The 17,941-nt window shown below is 63.8% G+C and carries 18 protein-coding genes; 9 read left to right on the top strand and 9 right to left on the bottom strand.

What is annotated here, in order from left to right:
• Positions 1–26: 26 nt before the first annotated feature.
• Positions 27–974, bottom strand: coding sequence for a phosphatase PAP2 family protein (locus tag J3D46_RS22075; RefSeq protein WP_308292033.1), 948 nt, complete (start codon positions 972–974; stop codon positions 27–29).
• 119 nt (positions 975–1,093) lie between these two features.
• On the opposite strand from J3D46_RS22075, the gene J3D46_RS22070 reads away from it, so the two are divergent.
• The 4 genes from J3D46_RS22070 to J3D46_RS22055 are packed head-to-tail and all read left to right on the top strand — an operon-like array spanning position 1,094 to position 5,799.
• Positions 1,094–2,512, top strand: a complete 1,419-nt coding sequence (locus J3D46_RS22070; protein ID WP_253468836.1) for an extracellular solute-binding protein — start codon at positions 1,094–1,096, stop codon at positions 2,510–2,512.
• Positions 2,509–3,474: a carbohydrate ABC transporter permease gene (locus J3D46_RS22065; RefSeq protein ID WP_253468834.1), complete on the top strand. Its 966-nt coding sequence runs from the start codon at positions 2,509–2,511 to the stop codon at positions 3,472–3,474. The genes J3D46_RS22070 and J3D46_RS22065 overlap by 4 nt, the downstream gene beginning before the upstream one ends.
• A gap of 8 nt (positions 3,475–3,482) precedes the next feature.
• Positions 3,483–4,355, top strand: coding sequence for a carbohydrate ABC transporter permease (locus J3D46_RS22060; RefSeq protein WP_159700934.1), 873 nt, complete (start codon positions 3,483–3,485; stop codon positions 4,353–4,355).
• Positions 4,356–4,386: 31 nt separating this feature from the next.
• Complete coding sequence (locus J3D46_RS22055; protein ID WP_253468832.1) at positions 4,387–5,799, top strand: glycoside hydrolase family 32 protein; 1,413 nt, start codon at positions 4,387–4,389, stop codon at positions 5,797–5,799.
• 49 nt (positions 5,800–5,848) lie between these two features.
• Here the strand turns inward: J3D46_RS22055 and J3D46_RS22050 are convergent, their stop codons facing one another.
• The 3 genes from J3D46_RS22050 to J3D46_RS22040 form a co-directional block, all read right to left on the bottom strand.
• Complete coding sequence (locus J3D46_RS22050; protein ID WP_231340093.1) at positions 5,849–6,901, bottom strand: LacI family DNA-binding transcriptional regulator; 1,053 nt, start codon at positions 6,899–6,901, stop codon at positions 5,849–5,851.
• Between the two features lie 61 nt (positions 6,902–6,962).
• Positions 6,963–7,472: a DUF2510 domain-containing protein gene (locus tag J3D46_RS22045; RefSeq protein WP_253468830.1), complete on the bottom strand. Its 510-nt coding sequence runs from the start codon at positions 7,470–7,472 to the stop codon at positions 6,963–6,965.
• The gene (locus J3D46_RS22040; RefSeq protein ID WP_253468828.1) at positions 7,469–8,110 is read right to left on the bottom strand and encodes a DUF2510 domain-containing protein; all 642 of its coding nucleotides are present in this window, start codon (positions 8,108–8,110) and stop codon (positions 7,469–7,471) included. The genes J3D46_RS22045 and J3D46_RS22040 overlap by 4 nt, the downstream gene beginning before the upstream one ends.
• Before the next feature lie 102 nt (positions 8,111–8,212).
• On the opposite strand from J3D46_RS22040, the gene J3D46_RS22035 reads away from it, so the two are divergent.
• The 3 genes from J3D46_RS22035 (at position 8,213) to J3D46_RS22025 (ending at position 12,052) form a co-directional block, all read left to right on the top strand.
• Positions 8,213–8,806: a hypothetical protein gene (locus tag J3D46_RS22035; RefSeq protein ID WP_253468826.1), complete on the top strand. Its 594-nt coding sequence runs from the start codon at positions 8,213–8,215 to the stop codon at positions 8,804–8,806.
• A gap of 60 nt (positions 8,807–8,866) precedes the next feature.
• Positions 8,867–9,883, top strand: coding sequence for an o-succinylbenzoate synthase (locus J3D46_RS22030; protein WP_253468823.1), 1,017 nt, complete (start codon positions 8,867–8,869; stop codon positions 9,881–9,883).
• Between the two features lie 78 nt (positions 9,884–9,961).
• Positions 9,962–12,052 (top strand): PhoX family phosphatase, encoded by a 2,091-nt coding sequence (locus J3D46_RS22025; protein WP_253468821.1) that lies wholly within the window; start codon positions 9,962–9,964, stop codon positions 12,050–12,052.
• 70 nt (positions 12,053–12,122) lie between these two features.
• Here J3D46_RS22025 and J3D46_RS22020 read toward each other — a convergent pair whose 3' ends face one another.
• From J3D46_RS22020 to J3D46_RS22000, 5 genes are all read right to left on the bottom strand, one after another.
• Complete coding sequence (locus J3D46_RS22020; RefSeq protein ID WP_231340087.1) at positions 12,123–13,523, bottom strand: rhodanese-like domain-containing protein; 1,401 nt, start codon at positions 13,521–13,523, stop codon at positions 12,123–12,125.
• 153 nt (positions 13,524–13,676) lie between these two features.
• Positions 13,677–13,973 (bottom strand): rhodanese-like domain-containing protein, encoded by a 297-nt coding sequence (locus J3D46_RS22015; protein ID WP_231340086.1) that lies wholly within the window; start codon positions 13,971–13,973, stop codon positions 13,677–13,679.
• Between the two features lie 31 nt (positions 13,974–14,004).
• Positions 14,005–14,346, bottom strand: a complete 342-nt coding sequence (locus tag J3D46_RS22010; RefSeq protein WP_231340085.1) for a rhodanese-like domain-containing protein — start codon at positions 14,344–14,346, stop codon at positions 14,005–14,007.
• A 21-nt stretch (positions 14,347–14,367) separates the two neighbouring features.
• A complete protein-coding gene (locus tag J3D46_RS22005) occupies positions 14,368–15,126 on the bottom strand; it encodes a sulfite exporter TauE/SafE family protein (RefSeq protein WP_231340084.1) in 759 nt (252 codons plus the stop codon).
• On the bottom strand, positions 15,123–15,734 hold the full coding sequence (locus J3D46_RS22000) for a rhodanese-like domain-containing protein (RefSeq protein ID WP_253468819.1): 612 nt from the start codon (positions 15,732–15,734) through the stop codon (positions 15,123–15,125). Before J3D46_RS22000 ends, J3D46_RS22005 begins: the two co-directional genes overlap by 4 nt.
• Positions 15,735–15,856: 122 nt before the next feature.
• Between J3D46_RS22000 and J3D46_RS21995 the strand changes: the two genes are divergently transcribed.
• The gene (locus J3D46_RS21995; protein ID WP_231340082.1) at positions 15,857–16,114 is read left to right on the top strand and encodes a metal-sensitive transcriptional regulator; all 258 of its coding nucleotides are present in this window, start codon (positions 15,857–15,859) and stop codon (positions 16,112–16,114) included.
• A 43-nt stretch (positions 16,115–16,157) separates the two neighbouring features.
• Positions 16,158–17,867, top strand: coding sequence for a 2-succinyl-5-enolpyruvyl-6-hydroxy-3-cyclohexene-1-carboxylic-acid synthase (gene menD / locus J3D46_RS21990; protein ID WP_253468817.1), 1,710 nt, complete (start codon positions 16,158–16,160; stop codon positions 17,865–17,867).
• Positions 17,868–17,941: the final 74 nt, after the last annotated feature.

The raw sequence follows: 17,941 nt of genomic DNA, 5'->3' as shown, positions 1-17,941 counted from the left end.
GCGCCGCCGTCGAGCGTGAAGCGCGTTTAGCTCTTGCGTGCCGCCAGGCCGAAGAGCCAGGTGCCGCCGAGAGCTGATAGGTATCCGGCGATCACGATGAACGCCGTGCCTGCCCAGAAGTAGTCGATGGTGCTGTCGGTGCTGAGGCCGGGCATGACCTGAAGCAGGGAGTATGCGGCAACAATGCCGGCGATCACCAGGGCGATCACTGTGAGCCATACCCATAGTCGGGATGCTGCCCAGTGCTCGCCGTATCCCTTCCAGACATTCCAGCTGCTGCCGGTGCGCAGGATGAGCCACCCTGCGGGGAGCATGACAGCTCCAACGAGCAGGAAGGCTGCCACGACGTCGGCCGGGCGGTGCCATTGGTTGATGAGCGTGGAGACCCCGGTGGCTACGGCGAAGGAGCTTCCGAGGAAGCCAGCCAAGGGGCGCCAGCGCGGCGAAACCATGAGGAACACTGCGGCAGCGGCGGAGGCGGCCAGCGTGGTGTGTCCGGAGGGGAGTGAGTTCAGTTCCAGGGTTTGCACACCGCGGTCGGGCCTGTCCGGAATGAGGAACTTGAGGATCTGGGTGGCCACGTTGGCTGCGACGCAGGCTGCGACAGCGATGCCGGCAGCCTTCCAGCGGCGGCGTGCGATGGTCACGAAGAGCACCATAATGGCGGCGATCGCCAGTGAAAGCATGGGGAGCATGTCCAGGAATTCCGTGGAGGCCCTGCCGGCTGTTCCGCCCAACACCGTGGCTTCAACCAGTGCTGACTCGTCGATGAACTGGCCCATGGTGGTGCGAACAAAGAAGTAGTAGGTCGCGGCAAGGCCCACCACGTTGGCGATCGTGGCCAGGATGAAGAGGAATCCTGTTCCAACGCCTGCGTTGCGCTGCTGAAGCGGCCGTTTGCTCGACCTCCCGCTGGTGCGGAATTGCTGGGAACTCATTCTGTCTAGGGTGCCACAGTTCTCTGGATGGCCCATGTGAGTACTGCCTTCGCGTGGCGGGGCTCAGTGAGATGCCTGCAACATTCCTGTGACGGTTGACACGTGTTAGGTGGCGGGTTTAAGCTTCCTAACACGTGTTAGGGAAGGAAATCTACATGTCGGGAACCAATGGGGCTTTGCGTCAATTCACACGCAGAAGTGCCCTCACAGCCCTCGGCGCCGGGATTGTTGGAGTAACCGCGGCGTCGTGGCCGCGCTTGACCGGGACGGACATTCCAGGCCGGGGAGACAACAGCCTCAGCATCGCCATCATGGGCACCGCGGCGGACGCGGCGGCCCGCCAAAAGGTCATCGACGCCTTTGCCAAAGTCCACCCCGAAATCAAGGTCAAGGTCCAAGCGATCCAGGCCGTGGACTGGAAGGACTTCTTCACCAAGATCCTCACCATGGTGGCCGCGGGCACCCCTCCGGACGTCGTGTACGTAGCCACGGAAGGTGCCCAGCTCTTCGCTGAAAAACTGGCCCACCCGCTGGACGAGTACCTGCGCCGCGACGCAGCGGACATGAAGGAGTACTTCGAGGACGTCCACCCCAGCCTGGTGGAAGCGTTCATGTACAAAGGCAGCCTCTTCCAGCTCCCCATCGACTGGAACGCGGCCAATATGTACTACAACACCGCGTCACTTCGTTCGGCAGGCCTGGAGCGGCCCGCCGATGACTGGACGCACACCGACTTCCGCAGCACACTCGCGGCAATGAAGAAGGCCAACCCCAAGGACTTCACGCCGTACTACTGGACCAACCGTCTCTTCGGCGGAGTGGTGCCGTGGCTCTACGCCAACGAGACAAGCTTCCTCAAGGAGACCAAGTCCCCGGGCGGCGAATGGCTCTGGGACAGTTTCTACGCCAACGACCCCTCCCGCAGCCTTCGCTCCGGCGGCTACCAGTGGCTGGAACCCAACGCGGACGATCCCAGGGTCTTCGAATCCTTCGACTACCTCCGCGGTCTGGTGAAGGACGGGCTGGGTGTCCGGCCCGAGGAAGGCGGCGGTAGCGCGCTGATCGGCCTCTTCGCCTCCAACAGGATAGGTACGACGCCGGCGGGCGGCTATTGGGTGCAAGGCCTCCACGAGGCGGGGATGACTGAGGACGGATTCGACGTCCAGTTCTTCCCGAAATGGCGGACCCAGCGCCACCAGTTCGGCACGGCCGGGTACGCGATCATGAAGACCGCCAAGGACAAGGACGCCGCCTGGGAATGGGTGAAGTTCAGCTCCAGCCTTGAGGCCATGCAGATCGTGTTCCCTACCCCGAACACCACACCGGCCCGGCGGTCCATGGTCAATGAGCAGCTCTACGCAGGAACTGGTCCACGGAACTGGAAAGTCTTCTACGACACCCTGGACAGGTTCCCCACCACAGGTCCCATTCCAGCGCCACCCCAGCAGGCCGCCGTCGAAACTGCCCTCATGAAAAACGTGAGCCTTGCCGTCAGCGGAGATGAGCGCCAACTCAAAGACGCCCTGAACTCCATGCAGCGTGACCTCGAACTTGCCCTGAGGAGGCAACCATGAGCACCGCAACCAGTACGCCTACGGGCACGGGGAGTGATCCGGGCCGTCGCCAGGCCGCCCACAAGAACGGCCATGGCTCCAAACTCGGCCGCGCGCAGCAACGCTGGCTGCCGTGGGCCTTCCTGGCGCCCACCATCGCGGGCATGGGCATCTTCACCCTGCTGCCGATCGTGGCATCAATCGCGCTCGCGTTCTTCCGCTGGGACATTATCTCCGCGCCGACGTTCGTGGGCTTCGACAACTTTGCCGAGGTAGTCCAGGACCCCACCGTCCGGGTCTCATTCCTGAACACCATCGTGTTTGTTGTGGTGGCCGTGGCACTCCAGCTTGGACTGGCACTGGGCTTGGCGATCATGGTGCAGGAGAAGCTTCCGGCGTGGCTGAGGGTCTTCTTCCGCTCCGCGTTCTTCTTCCCGTTGATCCTGTCAGCGGCTTCGGTGTCCATCTTCATGCGCTACCTCTTCAACGAACAGTTCGGCGTAGTGAACTGGATGCTGTCCATCGTCGGCATCCCAGCGGTCCCGTGGCTGACGACGCCAGGTGGATCTGCCGCCGTCGTGATTCTTGTCTATGTGTGGCAGAACTTCGGGTTCTCGTTCCTGCTCTTCATCGGCGGGCTGGCCTCCATTCCGGTGGAGACCTACGAGGCCGCGTCCATCGACGGCGCCACCGGGTGGCGCAAGCACTGGTTCGTGACCCTGCCGCTGCTGAGCCCCACCACGCTGGTGGCCTCGGTCATGGCGATCATCAACGCCCTCCAAGTGTTCGACCAGCCCTATGTCCTGACCCGCGGCGGGCCCGGTGACTCAACACGCACGGCGGTGATGGTCATCTTCGAGTCCGCGTTCCAACGCCTCGAATTCGGCCAGGCTTCGGCGATCGGCGTGATCCTGACGCTCATCATCATGGCCATCACCGCCGCGCAATTCCGGCTCAGCAAACGATTCGTCTTCTACCAGTAAGGCCCGTCATGACCACTATTCAAGAACGTGTCACCACCACGGCGCCTGTAGTTACACGAAAGAAGCGCGACTGGTCAGTGGCCGTCCGCGTCATCGTCTTGCTGATCGCGTCCGTCTTTGTCCTGGGGCCCGTGTTGTGGACGCTGTCCACCTCGCTGCGGCCGCCGTCGGAATCCTTCCAGCTGCCGCCCGCCTTCCTACCGCTGAACCCGGACCTGACCTCCTACGAGCAAGTGTTCAAGCAGCTCAACATCGTGGCCCTGGTAGTGAACAGTGCGTTGGTGACCGGTTTGATCGCGGTGGGGCAGATGCTCACCGCCGCGCTGGCCGGCTACGCGTTTGCGCACCTCAAGTTCCGGGGGCGGGGCGCGCTGTTCTCGATCGTGCTGGCCACCATGATGGTGCCCGCACAGGTCACGATCGTGCCTGTCTTCATGCTGATCCGCGGTGTTGGCCTCTCGGACACGCTTCTGGCGCTGATCATTCCGGCCATCCCGACGGCGTTCGGCACCTTCCTGATGCGCCAGTACTTCATGGGGTTGCCGGGTGAGCTCGCTGAAGCGGCCGCGATCGACGGCGCCTCGCCGTGGCGGACGTTCCGCTCCGTGTATGCGCCGCTGGCCATGCCGGGCCTGGCGATCGTGGGCATCCTGGCGTTCAACTTCCACTGGAACGAGTTCTTCAGGCCACTCATCATGACCATCTCCGAGCAGAACTTCACCCTCCCGCTGGGCTTGGTCTCCCTTCAAGGCAACCTCGGCACCGGAAGCATCTCAGTGGTCCTGGCCGGTGTTGTCCTCTCCATGATTCCCGCGCTGGTGGTGTTCATGTTCGGCCAGCGCGCGCTGCAGGACGGGCTCACCGCCGGTACGGGCAAGTAGTTCTCTCGTCGTCTTTCTGAAAGGGGTTCCGTTGACGGACCTTGCACTCTCTTCCTCGCTTTCCATGGCGGCAACGCACCCGGATCCCGCCTTCCCGCGCTTCCACCCGCGCCCGGCGCAAGGCTGGATCAACGATCCCAACGGCATCAGCTACATCAATGGCCGGTACCACGTGTTCTTCCAGTACAACCCGTCGTCCGCGCGGCACTCTCAGATCAACTGGGGGCATGTGAGCTCTGGTGATCTAGTGCGTTGGGAAGAGCACCCCGTGGCGCTTTCTCCCCAGGCGGGCGGGCCCGACTCCGCCGGATGCTGGACCGGTGTAGTGACCTCGGACAATGGCGTGCCCACCGCTTGTTATTCGGGTATCCAGGACCACGGCGGGCACTCACAGGTAGTCATAGCCCGTGGCTCCGCCGATCTTGTTTCCTGGGAGCAGGACGGGCACGTTGCTGCGTCCATGCCGGCTGATCCGCTGGTGACCGCCGTTCGCGACCCCTTCATCTTCCACTTCAACGGTGCCCGCTACGCCATGCAGGGTGCAGGGCTTTCCGACGGGCGCGCCGCTTTGCTGCTGTACACAGTGGACTCCCTTGACGTCTGGGAGTACCAAGGCATCTGGCTGACCACTGCTGATCCGGTGGCTGCTGTCCACACCCCGGCCGAGATCTGGGAGTGCCCGCAGCTGGTGGAGGTACCCCTCGTTTCTGGTGGCTCCACCTGGGTCATGATGTTCTCGCTATGGCTCTCCGGGGACGATCACGAGCACGCCAATGGGGTGGGGTACCTGACCGGCTCCCTGTCCGCGGATCCTGCCACGGGGTTGCCTGTGTTTGCTCCCGTTTCGGGTGGGAAGGCGGATCTTGGCCGCGACTTCTACGCGCCGCAGATTGTGCAGCTCTCCTATGGCTCTGCTGACTCCGCGCCTGCAGCGTTGCTGTGGGGGTGGGCCAACGAAGGTCCCGGACGCGACGGTCGCCGGGGCCGCACCCAGGAAGAAATCGACGACGCCGGGTGGTCGGGTGTCCTGACGCATCCGCGCGTTTTGTCCGTGGTTGACGGGGCGCTGGCTGTCACTCCTGCGCCTGAGATTGAGGCGTACCGGGGTGCTGCTGTGGCTGAGGGTGCTGCCGGTGCCGTTGCTGTGCCTGCGTTTGCCGAGGTGCTGGTTCGCGGTGGTTCTTCCGGTTCTGGCTCCGGTTCTGGTTCCGGCTCTGTGGAGCTGGTGCTTGGTTCAGGGGCGGATGCCCAACTGGTCTACTCAGGTTCCCTGGCTGCGGGGGAGAAGCTCCGGATCTTCGTCGATGCTTCCCTCGTGGAGGTCTACCGTTCCGGTTCCGTCGCCACCACCCTTCGGGCCTACCCTGCTCCGGGAGAGGAATGGCAGCTCACCTTGCCCCACGGCGCGACCGCCGACGTATGGGAGTTGCGCCTTCCCGTATAGGGGGCAGGCCGGCGTCGTGCGCTGTTCTGGTGTTTGCGACGTCAGCGGCCTAGCGCGTGGGCGCGGGGCCGGTCGATTCCCGGATGACAAGGCGGCAGGGGACCATCGTTTCCACGGTGGTCCCCTTTCCTGTGGTGTTGGTTCCCTCGATGGTGTCCAGCAGCGTGGTCATCGCGGCGCGGCCGATCTCCCGCAGCGGCAATGCCATGGTGGTGAGCGCCGGGACCATGGTGTCCGCGATCCGGGTCTCATCGTCGTAGCCCATCACGGACAGGTCCCCGGGGACGCTGAGCCCAAGCCGGGCAGCCGCAAGTGTCACTCCGACGGCGAGGCGGTCGTTCGCGCACATGATGGCCGTGGGCCGATCAGCCGGGGACACGTCGTCGAGCAGTTTCATGGCGCCGCGATAGCCGGCATCAATGTCCCATCCGGCCATGACAATCCGGTCGCTCCGTAGCGGAACGTTGGCCGCTGCATGCGCATCCCGGTACCCCTGAACGCGGAGTGGCGCGGCCGGCGAGTCTTCATATCCTGCCAGCAGCGCGATGTCCCGGTGCCCCAGCTGCAAAAGGTGCTCGGTGGCTTCGCGTCCGCCGGTGACCTCATCAGGAATCACGTGGTGCAGCTGCGGTTCGGGCAGGGCGTCGTAGCAGTTGGCCAACACGGACGGAACGCGGAGCATGCCCTGCGGAACGTCGATCGGTTTCAAGCCCACTGTGACGTACATGAGCCCATCGACTTGCCGGTCCAGGAGGGTCTCAATGGCGCCGGCATCCCGGGCGCTGTCCCGCTCGGTGTCCATGACAACCGTGACAAAGCCGCGGCTGCGCGCAATGTCATCCGCGCCGCCGATGATGTTGCCGTCGAACGGGCTGACCACCACTTCGTCGGACAGGATCCCGATAACCCGGGAACGCTGGTTGCGCAGGCTCAGCGCGATCGCATTGGGGGAGTAGTTCAGCTCCAACGCCGCCGCGCGGATCCGGTCCTGGCTCTCCTTGGCCACATTCCCGTCGCCGCGGCCGTTCAGAACCAAGGAGACCGCGCTCCTGGAGACACCCGCCCTCTTGGCGACGTCCAGTGCAGTGGCCTTGCGGTTCATCGGGAGAGTCCTTCCGTCTTCTGTCAGCAGTCTACCTAACGCGTGTGAGGGGGCCGGGCTTTCAGTACCCTAGTTCGTAGAACACCGACTGCATGAAGGGCAGCGCTTTGGCGAACCCTGCGACGATGTAGAGGCCCCACGCTGCAACGATGACTGTAATTGGCCAGAGCCCTCTTCGTGGTGCCACCTTATGAATCACCACGGCTCGCCCGATCACGTAGGGCACACCGCCAAGAAACGACCATGCCCAATTGAAAGGCCGCACGACGCCGCGGTGGACTAGCCACCTGTAGTCGAACACAGCGAGGACCACCGTTGCGCCGTACGTGAGAATCAAGCCGATCATGATCGCGAAATAGGCTGCTGTGAAGATGTAAGTGGGATCGATGGAAAGGTATCCGCTGCTTGCGATGTAGGCGTGAACCTCTGGGTTCCAGGACAGCATCAGGGTACCCACGCCAAAGGGCAGGCATGCGAGTAGCCAGATGAACGGGTTGCCAACTGCCTGATCTGTGGGCAACAAAGGACGTGGTGTTTCCGGCGGGGGATACCAGCCGGGCGCTGCTGTCATGCGTTGACCGAGTACCCCAACTGGGAGTACATCGACTGCATGAAGTTGGACGTCCAAATGCCGGCAATCACCAGGCTGATAACAATCACGGCGATGCTGGCCCACACCGGCCACAGCCCCCGTTTGGGCGCCACTTTGTTGACGATCACAGAGCGGCCGATCACGTACACGAGCGCGCTGAGGAACGCCCAAGCCCAGTGGAAGGGACGGACGACGCCGGACTTGAGCAGGCGTTGACGGTCCAGGAAAGCGAAAAGCACTGAAAGCCCGTAGGACAGGAAGCTTGCGCCCATCAGCAGGAAATAGCCGGGGGTGTACATGGAGAAGGGGTCCATGGTGGTAACGCCCTGCCGCGTGGTGATCATCCTGAACTCCGGCTGCCAAGTGAGCAGGAGCAGGACGGAGAGCAGCGGCAGCAAGGTTATTGCCCAGATGAACGGGTTGTACACCGGCGTGTCCGGGCTGAGCTCAGGACGTGGCAGCTGGACGGGCGCCTGGAACTGGGCCGCTGCCTGGAATTGGGCTGGCGCCTGGTTTGCAGTCCAAGCATGTCCGTCCCACCAGCGGACGAACCGCGGGTCCGAAGGGTCCGGGTACCAGCCGGGAGGCGTCGTGGAACCGGGCATTGATTGCGTCATATCTCCCCCACATTGAGTCGTATTCCGAGAATATCGCGATTGAGGTCTCTCGGTTGTCAGGTACCCCTCCCCAGTGTCTGTGTGGTGGTGTATGAGTGGATTATGAGCTTCTTCGACGACCTCCCCGAACCCTCTGCGCGGCCACGACAACCGCAGCCGGTGCGGCCAGGATGGTTCGGTCCGCCGACGGATGAGCTGCCGGGCATCGTGCCTGTTGGTGAGTTTCTCTACAACAGCCCCAGGATGGTGGTGGCATTGAAGTCGGTGGAGGTTTACTCCACAGGGTGCCTGCTGGACACGGTGTGGTGTGTCCGGCGCGAAAACGAATCAGACCAGGAATGGCGCGACGTCATGGAGCAGAGCTTCAGCCGGCCGGGCCTGCCCGGCATCATGATGGGCGTGGCGTTCCCCGACGGCAGGAAGGCCGTCGCCGCGCATCCCACCCCTTCCATGTTTGAAGGTTCCGAAGACATGGTGGGCCCCGTGCTGACCCATCAAGGCGGCGGTGGCACCGGCGGAAGTGACGAGCAAGTGGATGGCTCCGCGCGGTACTGGTTGTGGCCGCTGCCCGTAGAAGGGGATGCGCAGCTGGTGGCACGCTGGGATGAGCTGGGAATGCCTGAAAGTTCGCTTGTCCTGGCCGGTGAGCAGTTCGACGACGCCCTGGGACGGGTGCGGAACTACTGGTCGCCGTAGATTTCCACATAGCCCAATTCGCCTTCCATTGAGGCGGAGGGCCGCCGGTACAGTGGCACCATGCCTGCTCTGCCCTCCCTTGAAGAACTCCTCGACTCCGCCCACGTAGTATCGCTGCCCATGCGCGTGAAATTCCGCGGCATCATGGAGCGCGAGACGCTCCTCCTACGGGGGCCGCTGGGCTGGGGCGAGTTCTGTCCTTTCCCTGAATACGACGACGACGAAGCCTCCCGTTGGCTGGCCGCGGCCGTGGAAGCGGGCTGGCTTGGGTTTCCCCCGGCGCTGAGGGACACCATCCCGGTCAACGCCACAGTTCCTGCTGTCCCTGCCGAACGTGTACCTGACGTGTTGGCTCGCTTCGGCCGCGTGGATGCGGTCAAGATCAAGGTTGCCGAACGTGGTCAGGCCCTGGCAGACGACGTCGCCCGGGTGAATGCAGTACGTAGGGCACTTCCAGACGCTGCCCTGCGGGTGGATGCGAATGGAGGCTGGGACGTAGAGCAAGCAGTGGAGGCCCTGGGCAAGCTGTCCGCTGTTGGCCTTGAGTATGCCGAGCAGCCCGTCCCCACCATCGACGGTCTGGCCGAGGTCCGCCGTCGCCTCGTTGCCGCGGGGACACCTGTCCTCATCGCCGCAGACGAGAGCGTTCGCAAGGAAGACGATCCCCTTCGGGTAGCCAGAGCCGGTGCTGCAGACCTCATCGTGGTCAAGGTCGCTCCACTCGGGGGAGTCCGGCGGGCCTTGGACATCGTGCACCAAGCCGGGCTGCCCGCCGTCGTCAGTTCTGCGCTGGATACCTCCGTGGGCATCCGTGCCGGGCTCGCACTGGCAGCGGCCCTACCGTCCCTTCCGTACGCCTGTGGGTTGGGAACCGTTTCGCTGTTCGCCTCTGATATCACGCTGGACCCACTGGTGGCCGACGACGGCGCCATCACGTTGCGCGAAAGCATCGCCGATCCGGGGCTGCTTGAGCAGTACGCAGCATCGGGGGAGCGTCGGGACTGGTGGCTGGACCGTCTACGGCGGGTGCACTCGGTGCTGGAGGGAAACCAGCACGGTTTGTTCACCGATCCTTAACCAGAGAGACCTCTCAGATTCGGATTCCGCTGAAAGGCTCAACGGGAACCTGGTACATCCTCTGGAAGGTCTTCCCCCATGTCTGAAACCACCGGACGCACGTTTGCGCTGCTCCCCATGCTCGGCCACACCAAGGGCAAGCGCAGCCCCGTGACGTGTGCCCTTAAGTGCGATAACGCCTGCTCGGGCGATGTCTGCAACACCAGCGCCAACGGCTACTTCCGCGACATCGCCTCAACGGCAATGTCCCGCCGCGCCGCTCTTGGCCTCGGCGCCGCCGGTGCGCTCGCCGTCGTACTCGGTGGTGCTGTAAGCGGTGCCGATACTGCGGTGGCCGACTCCGGCAACGGACTCTCCGAGGCCGCGAAGAAGGGCTTCGAGAAGTCCAAGCTCAAGTTCTCCGCGATCAAGCCGGTCGATGCCGCTGTGGACGCCTTCACCGTGCCCGAAGGCTTCGACTGGAAGCCGATCATCCGCTGGGGCGACCCCCTGTTCGCCGATTCGCCGGCCTTCGACCTCAACGCGCAGACCGCCGCAGCCCAGGCCCGACAGTTCGGCTACAACAACGACTACACGGACATCCTGCCCATCCCCGGTTCCAAGGATCGCCGTGCGGTACTGTTCACCAACCACGAGTACACCAACGAGAACATCATGCTGCCCGTGGGCTTTGACCCCGCCGAGGCACGTGCCATTGGTCGGGCCGGGCACGGCCTGGCAGTGGTTGAGCTCGAACGCAAGAACAAGAACAAGCCGTGGAACTACGTCCAGGGCGCACCCCTGAACCGACGCTTCCTCACGGACACCGTCTACGAACTGACCGGCGCCGCAGCAGGTACCAACCTGGTCAAGACCATCGATGACCCCGCAGGCCGCTGGATCAAGGGCACGCTGGGTAACTGCTCCGGCGGCACCACCCCGTGGGGCACCATCCTCTCCGGCGAAGAGAACTTCAACGGCTACTTCGCCGCACCGGGCACGAGCGATGGCGACAAGCGGTACGGCATCACGGCCAACCCCACTTCGCGTAAGTGGGAACTCGACGAGCCGCGCTTCGATACCCGCAACTCCGGCTACGCCAACGAGACCAACCGCTTCGGCTGGATCGTGGAAGTTGACCCGTTCGACCCCACCTCCACGCCTAAGAAGCACTCCGCTATGGGCCGCTTCAAGCACGAAGGCGCCAACGTCATTGTTGCCCCCTCCGGCAAGGTCGTGGCTTACATGGGCGACGACGAGCGCTTCGACTACCTCTACAAGTTCGTCTCCAAGGGCAAGTACAAGGCCGGCGACTCCAAGGAAGCCCGCAGGAACAACATGGGTCTGCTCTCCGAGGGCGACCTCTACGTTGCCAAGTTCACGGGTGATTCGCCGGTTGCCGAGATCGATGGCTCAGGAAAGCTCCCTGCCGATGGTGCCTTCGATGGCAGCGGCGAGTGGCTGCCGCTGGTTGTCGACGGAAAGTCCGCCGTTCCGGGCATGTCTGTCCCCGAAGTACTGGTCTACACCCGCCTCGCCGCCGACAAAGTTGGCCCCACCAAGATGGACCGCTGCGAAGACGTCCAGCCGAACCCGCTCACCGGCAAGGTCTACGTCGCCTGCACCAACAACTCCGACCGCGGCAAGGCCGGCAAGGAAGGCGCCACGGAGGTCAACCCGCGCACGTTGAACCGCGATGGACACATTGTGGAAATCACCGAAGGGCGCGAGCAGACGGGGACCAAGTTCAACTGGAACCTCCTGCTGGTTGCCGGCGACCCTGCCAAGAACACCTCCACCTACTTCTCCGGATTCCCCACGGACAAGGTTTCGCCGATCTCCTGCCCGGACAACGTGGCGTTCGACTCCGTGGGCAATCTTTGGATCTCCACCGATGGTGCACCGTCCAGCATCGGGTACGCCGATGGCCTCTTCAAGGTCACCCTTGAGGGTCGTGAGCGCGGCAAGGTGGAGCAGTTCCTCGCAGTGCCCCGTGATGCCGAGACCTGTGGTCCGATCATCCACGACGAAGAGCGAACAGTGTTCGTCGCCGTCCAGCACCCGGGTGAAGAGGGCTCGTTCGCAGCGCAGAACTCCTTCTTCCCGGATTACGTGCCGGCCGGGGCCACTCCTGCCGCCGGTGCCGTTCGCGCCCCGCGTCCGTCGATCGTGCAGGTCTTCCGCAAGTAACGCCTGCCCCTGATCGTTGAACGAAGGCCCTCTCACCCGCGGTAACTGACGGGCGGGAGGGCCCTAGGCTTTAGGCGGTGGCCAGTGAATTCTGCTGGGCGGACCATGCTGCGTAGCTGCCGTCGAGTTCGACGACGTCGTATCCGGCCCGGCGAAGGGCGCTGGCCGCAACTGAGTTCCGAACGCCGGACTGGCAATAGCTCACGATGGTGCCTTCGGCGGGTAGTTCGTCAAGATGCCACATGACGCGGCCACCGCTGAGCTGGTGGGAACCAGGGATATGGCCGGAATTGTGCTCTGTCTTGTTACGGACATCCAGGACCATGGCAGCGTTGAAGCCGTCGAGTTCCTCCGGCTGGATGAGCTTAGGCGTGAACATTGGCAGGCCGTCGATGCTGGTGAGGAATCCGGCGATGTTGTCGATGCCGACACGTACCAAGTGATCCCACATGTCCTGGGCTGCGCCCTGGTCCGGTGCCAAGAGAACCAGCGGGTTTTTGTCCGTTTCCGGGTTGATCACCCAGGCTCCGTAACTGGCTACCGACTTGCCCGCGGGAACGTTGAGCGACCGGATTACTGTGCTGTGGTGGACCTCAGTGTGCGGGCGGGTGTCGATGAACGTGACCTTGTCCAATGCCAGGTCCTGGGACACCTCCGCGGCGTCCAGCTCCTGAAGGGGCAGGCGTGCGCCCAAGACGGCGGGCCCTTCACGGTTTTCCCGCTTCATCCGTCCGAAGTAAGCATGGGCGTCGGGTTGCCCGTCCAGGAGTTCGTCAACGAATCCTTGCTCGTCGTTCGCTGCCAGGTAGGGTCCCCACCAGGCGTACAGGCGCTCATAGCCCACGGTTGACGAGGGTATGGCCCCGAGGGCCTTGCCGCAGGCGCTGCCGGCACCGTGGGCCGGGTGGACCTGGACGTAGTCGGGAAGGGTCAGGAATTTGTCCCGGAGGCTGGCAAAGAGTTGCTTGGCGCCCTCGAAACGGGTGTCGATTCCGCCCGCGGCCTCATCGAGCAAGTCCGGTCGACCCAAGTCGCCGGAGAAAACGAAGTCCCCGGAGAGCAAGTAGCCTGGCTGGTCGCTGAACGCGCCGTCGGTGACCAGGAAGGAAAGGTGTTCAGGAGTGTGGCCCGGGGTATGCACTGCTTGGATGCTGATGTTGCCCAAGGCGATCCTGTCACCGTCATGCAACCGCTCGCCGTCGAATTCGTACTGCCATTCGGGGCCGCCCTCGCCGGAAACATATATTTTTGCTCCGGTGACGGCGGCAAGTTCACGAGTGCCGGAAAGGTAGTCGGCATGGATATGTGTCTCGGTTACGGCCACGATCTTCATGCCGTTCTTCGCGGCGAGATCCTGATAGACGGCGATGTCACGCCGGCCATCGACAACAATGGCTTCTCCCTTGGCTTGGCAGCCGATCAGGTAGCTGGCATGGGCGAGGTCTTCATCGTAAATGCGCTCGATAAGCATGGTGTGCTCTCCTTCGTGGAGTAGATGACGTAATTGAAACGAATACCCATGGGGGTATATTCCAAGGGGAGTTCGGCCAGCAGTTTTGGTGCGTACGTGCGGTGTCCACTTTGGTGAAAGTGATGTCAGGGTGCCGCACTGCCGCGTTTTCGTTCAGGTGGTGGCAAGACCGGCCCGGATCCAGGCGATCATGCCCCCGGCCATCGTGTCCGCAGAAAAGCCGGCGCCATTGAGGGCGTCAGCGACGCGGGCTGAACGGTTGCCGCTTCGACATACGGCAATGACCGGGACTTTGTGGTCCAGTTCGGACAGGCGTGCCTGCAACTGACCCATGGGAATGTGGAGGGCTCCGGGAATCATGCCTTCGGCGACCTCAAAGTCCTCGCGGACGTCGAGGATGCAGACGGTGGAGCGCCGCTGCTCTGCTTCGGTGACAGTGATTTCGGCCATTGGATTCTCCTTCGAAAGATAGTGACAGTCGCTAACGGACAGGTTCGCCGGCGCGACGCCAGGCTGCCATGCCTCCGCGTAGCGAGTAGGCGTCATACCCTTTTGTGGCTAGCAGCCGGGCCGCCGAAGCGGACCGTACCCCTGAAGCGCACACGGCGATGACGGGCCGGGATTTCTGGATGCCGGAGGTGCTGGTCTGCAGTCGGTCCAAAGGAATATGCTTGGCCTGCGTGGCGCGGCCGGTTCGCCACTCCTGCGCTGATCGGACATCGATCAGCGTGGCGCCGGAGTCCAGGAGTTCCTTGGCCCTGGCGACGTCGATCGTTTTATAGGGCTTACCGAAGGCCTTTCTGACGGTATCCATGAGTCCCATAGTGTTCTCCTTCTTCCTTGGTTAGGCAGTTACGGCCCCGGTGGTCACCCACGCCGCGACGGCGAAGATGAGTACTGCGAACGAGATGCGGACGTATTTGTCCTTCAGGCGGCGGGCCACCCGGGCGGCGACCAGCGAGCCCAGGATGGCCGGGACGGCGAATGCCAGTGTGGTTGCCCAGTCGATGGTGTACCCGGCAGCGTGCGCGCTGAACCCTGCGGCGGAGTTGATCACGATGATGGCCAAGGACGTTCCGACAGCCTGCTTCAGGCGCAGGCCCAGAAGGATGGTCAAGGCGGGGGTGATGAGGAAGCCGCCGCCAACCCCCAGCAGTCCGGTCAGAAATCCCACCAGCAGCCCTACCCCCACTGCCTTTGGAGCGCAGGATCGGAAGGCCCTGTTGGGGCCCGTGCTGCAGGATCCATCGGACTCGCGGGGCTTGGCGAGCATTCGGATCCCTGCGGCCACCATGATCACCGCAAATGCCAGCATCAGGATGTTTGGATCCAGCAGTCGGCCTACGGCTGCACCACCCCAGGCTGCCGGGATGCCTGCAAGACCGATCAACGCGACGACCGGCCAGTTCAGGCCGTCCCGGACCCTCGGAAGTAGTGCCGCCAAAGACGATACTCCTACCACCAACAGGGACGTCGGGATGGCCTGGGTAGGACTCATGCCCACGCCGTAGACAAGGGCGGGGACGGCGATGATTGACCCACCGCCACCCACCACTCCCAGGACGATCCCGACAATGAGTCCCAGGGCCAGGGCCGGGATCATGCCGCAATGCCCGCTTCTGGTGCCGGAAGCTGGAGGATGGCGCTTTCGCGGGTGGGCTCCTTGGCGGCCTTGTTCCACGGCATGACTGAGAGGACTTTCCCCATTGCGCAGGTGTTGGTGGCGGCCGAGAAGGTCAGCCCCGCGCCGATGGCCCCGGTTAGCACGCGGATTTTGGGTGAGATGAACTTGCCGCCCACCATGCCCAGCACCACCAAGGAGCCGGCAGCGAGGCGGACCTGGCGCTCCAGGTCCCAGCGGTCCTTGCCCCTCACAACGTCGCCACCGGCGGCGACGAACCCGGGGACCCCTCCGGTCAGAACGTGCGCACCTTCAATGCCAGACGCGCCAAGCCGCTGACGGGCCTGCTCGGCGCGTGCGCCTGACTGGCACACCAGAACCACGCGGGAACCCAGTCTGGCAGCCAGTTCATCGGTATGTTCCGAAAGCAAAGGCAGGGGCACGTTATAGGACCCGCGGATGTGCATGGATTCGAACTCGGCAGCTGAGCGCACATCGATCACCATCAGATCGCGGTGTTCGGCAATCCAGTTGTGCAGTGTTTCCGGGGCGAGCGTGGTGATGGCGGATGCCTTGGTGGGGGACGTCATGGAGAGCCTCTCGAATAGGCAGTAGCGGATACCCCGCCGAGTATTCCAGATACCCCGGGGGGTAGTCAAACACCCCAGGGGGTATATAGTAGTGGGAGATTCCCGACACCTTGGAGAAGCTCATGGAACTCAACCCGGCAGAACTCACACCCGTTATCAACCGGCTCAAGCGCGCCCAAGGCCAGCTCGCGGCCGTCACGCGAATGCTTGAAGAAGGGCGGGACTGCAAGGATGTGGTCACCCAGCTTGCAGCGGTGTCGAAAGCTCTCGATCGCGCCGGGTTCGCCATCATCGCCACTGGCCTTGAGCAGTGCATCACCCAAAAAGACGAAACGATGGATCGAAAAGAATTGGAAAAGCTCTTCCTCTCGCTCGCCTGATTGGGGTGTAATGAGCGTCCACACGCGCCAATAGACTGGACGGGTGACTTCCCAGGACTCTCTGACATCCATCGCCGCCGCCCGGATCGCCGTGACGGCACTGCTGGACGGCGGGGTGCGGCACGTGGTGGTGGCCCCTGGTTCACGGTCGGCGCCCCTGGCCTACGCCCTCGCGGAAGCAGAAGCTGCCGGCCGCGTCCGGCTGCACGTCCGCATTGACGAACGCGATGCCGGGTTCACAGCCCTGGGCCTGGCACTTTCCACCGAGGCGCCGGTGGCTGTGGTAACCACTTCAGGCACGGCGGTTGGCAACCTTCTTCCGTCCGTCATGGAGGCCAACCACTCAGCAGTGCCTGTGGTGGTCATTTCCGCGGACCGGCCGGAGGAACTCCACGGAACCGGGGCCAACCAGACAACCATCCAACTGGACCTCTTCGGCGACCACGTACGATTCGCCGTCGACATCCCTGCCGGTGACCATCCGCAAAAGGCTGTTTCCACCGCGTTGTATGCCGCCACCGGCGCACTTGAAGACACCCCGCCCGGCCCTGTCCAAGTGAACCTCGCGTTCCGCGATCCGCTGGTTCCCGCGGCCGGCGACGCCCTGCCCGAAACCACCGGACACGGAGTGTTCCATTATGACGCCGGCCCCCAGGTTTTGGATCTCCCGGCAGCATCCAGCGAACTCGCCGAGCGACGCACCGTGGTCCTCGCAGGCCACGACGCAGGCCCCGTGGCTGAAGCATTTGCGCGGGCCCACGGCCTTCCGTTGCTCGCGGAACCGTCCTCCAACGCACGTTTCGGGCCTAACGCAGTTGGGCCGTACCGGGTGTTGTTGGAGCACTTCGGCCCCGAGTCGCCCGCTCCGATCGAAAGGGTGGTCCTTTTTGGCCGGGCAACCCTGTCCCGTCCCGTGGCATCCTTGCTGGCCCGCGAGTCCGTAGGCACAGCCATCTACCAGCCTGTTCCAGTCGCTTGGTATGAGGCGGGCCGACGCCGCGAAACACCCATCGAAACCCTCCCCGAATTGGCCGATTTCGCTGGCCGGGGGTCTGCGGAATGGCTGGATTCCTGGCTCCTCGCAGGCGCAGCAGCCCAACACAGCCTTGACGGAGTGCTCGCGGGGGAGACCCTCGCCAACGGTCCCTCCGTTGGTGCAACCGTTTGGGAACACTCCCGCGGTCAGCTGGTCCTCGGCTCCTCCAACGGCATCCGCGACGTCGACCTCGCCGGTCAACCCCACACCGAACCCATCGCTACCGTGCACGCAAACCGCGGCCTCGCCGGAATCGACGGCACCATCGCCACAGCCACCGGCATCGCCCTGGGCAGCGGACGCGAAACCACGGTTCTCCTGGGCGATGTCACCTTCCTCCACGACGCTGGGGGGTTGCTTCTCGGCCACGGTGAACCTGTGCCGGACCTGCGCATCGTGGTGCTCAACGACGCCGGCGGTGCCATCTTCAGCCTGCTCGAGCACGGCGCCGTCGAGGACTCAGGCGCCTACGGCACCGCCGTCGAACGCCTCTTCGGTACCCCGCACTCAGTGGACATTGCGGCACTCGCGGCCGCGTACGGCGTCGGACATCAAGCGGTAAGTACGACGGCGGAACTCGCCGACGCACTCAAGCTGCCGCTCAAGGGGCGCACCATCGTGGAGGTGCGCGTCGACCGGGCAGGCCTGCGGGTGCTCCATGCTCGGATCAAGGAAGCCATCAACGCTGCGGTGGGCCAGGTCCTCACGGCGGGCTAAGCCCAGGCTCGCCGGTGACACAGAAACAGGAGGGCGACACCCACCTATGGGTGTCGCCCTCCTGGTTCCGTGGC

It is taken from the genome of Paenarthrobacter sp. A20 (assembly GCF_024168825.1).
In the GTDB taxonomy this organism is placed as follows: domain Bacteria; phylum Actinomycetota; class Actinomycetes; order Actinomycetales; family Micrococcaceae; genus Arthrobacter.
This window is presented reverse-complemented; position numbering and strand designations above follow the sequence as displayed.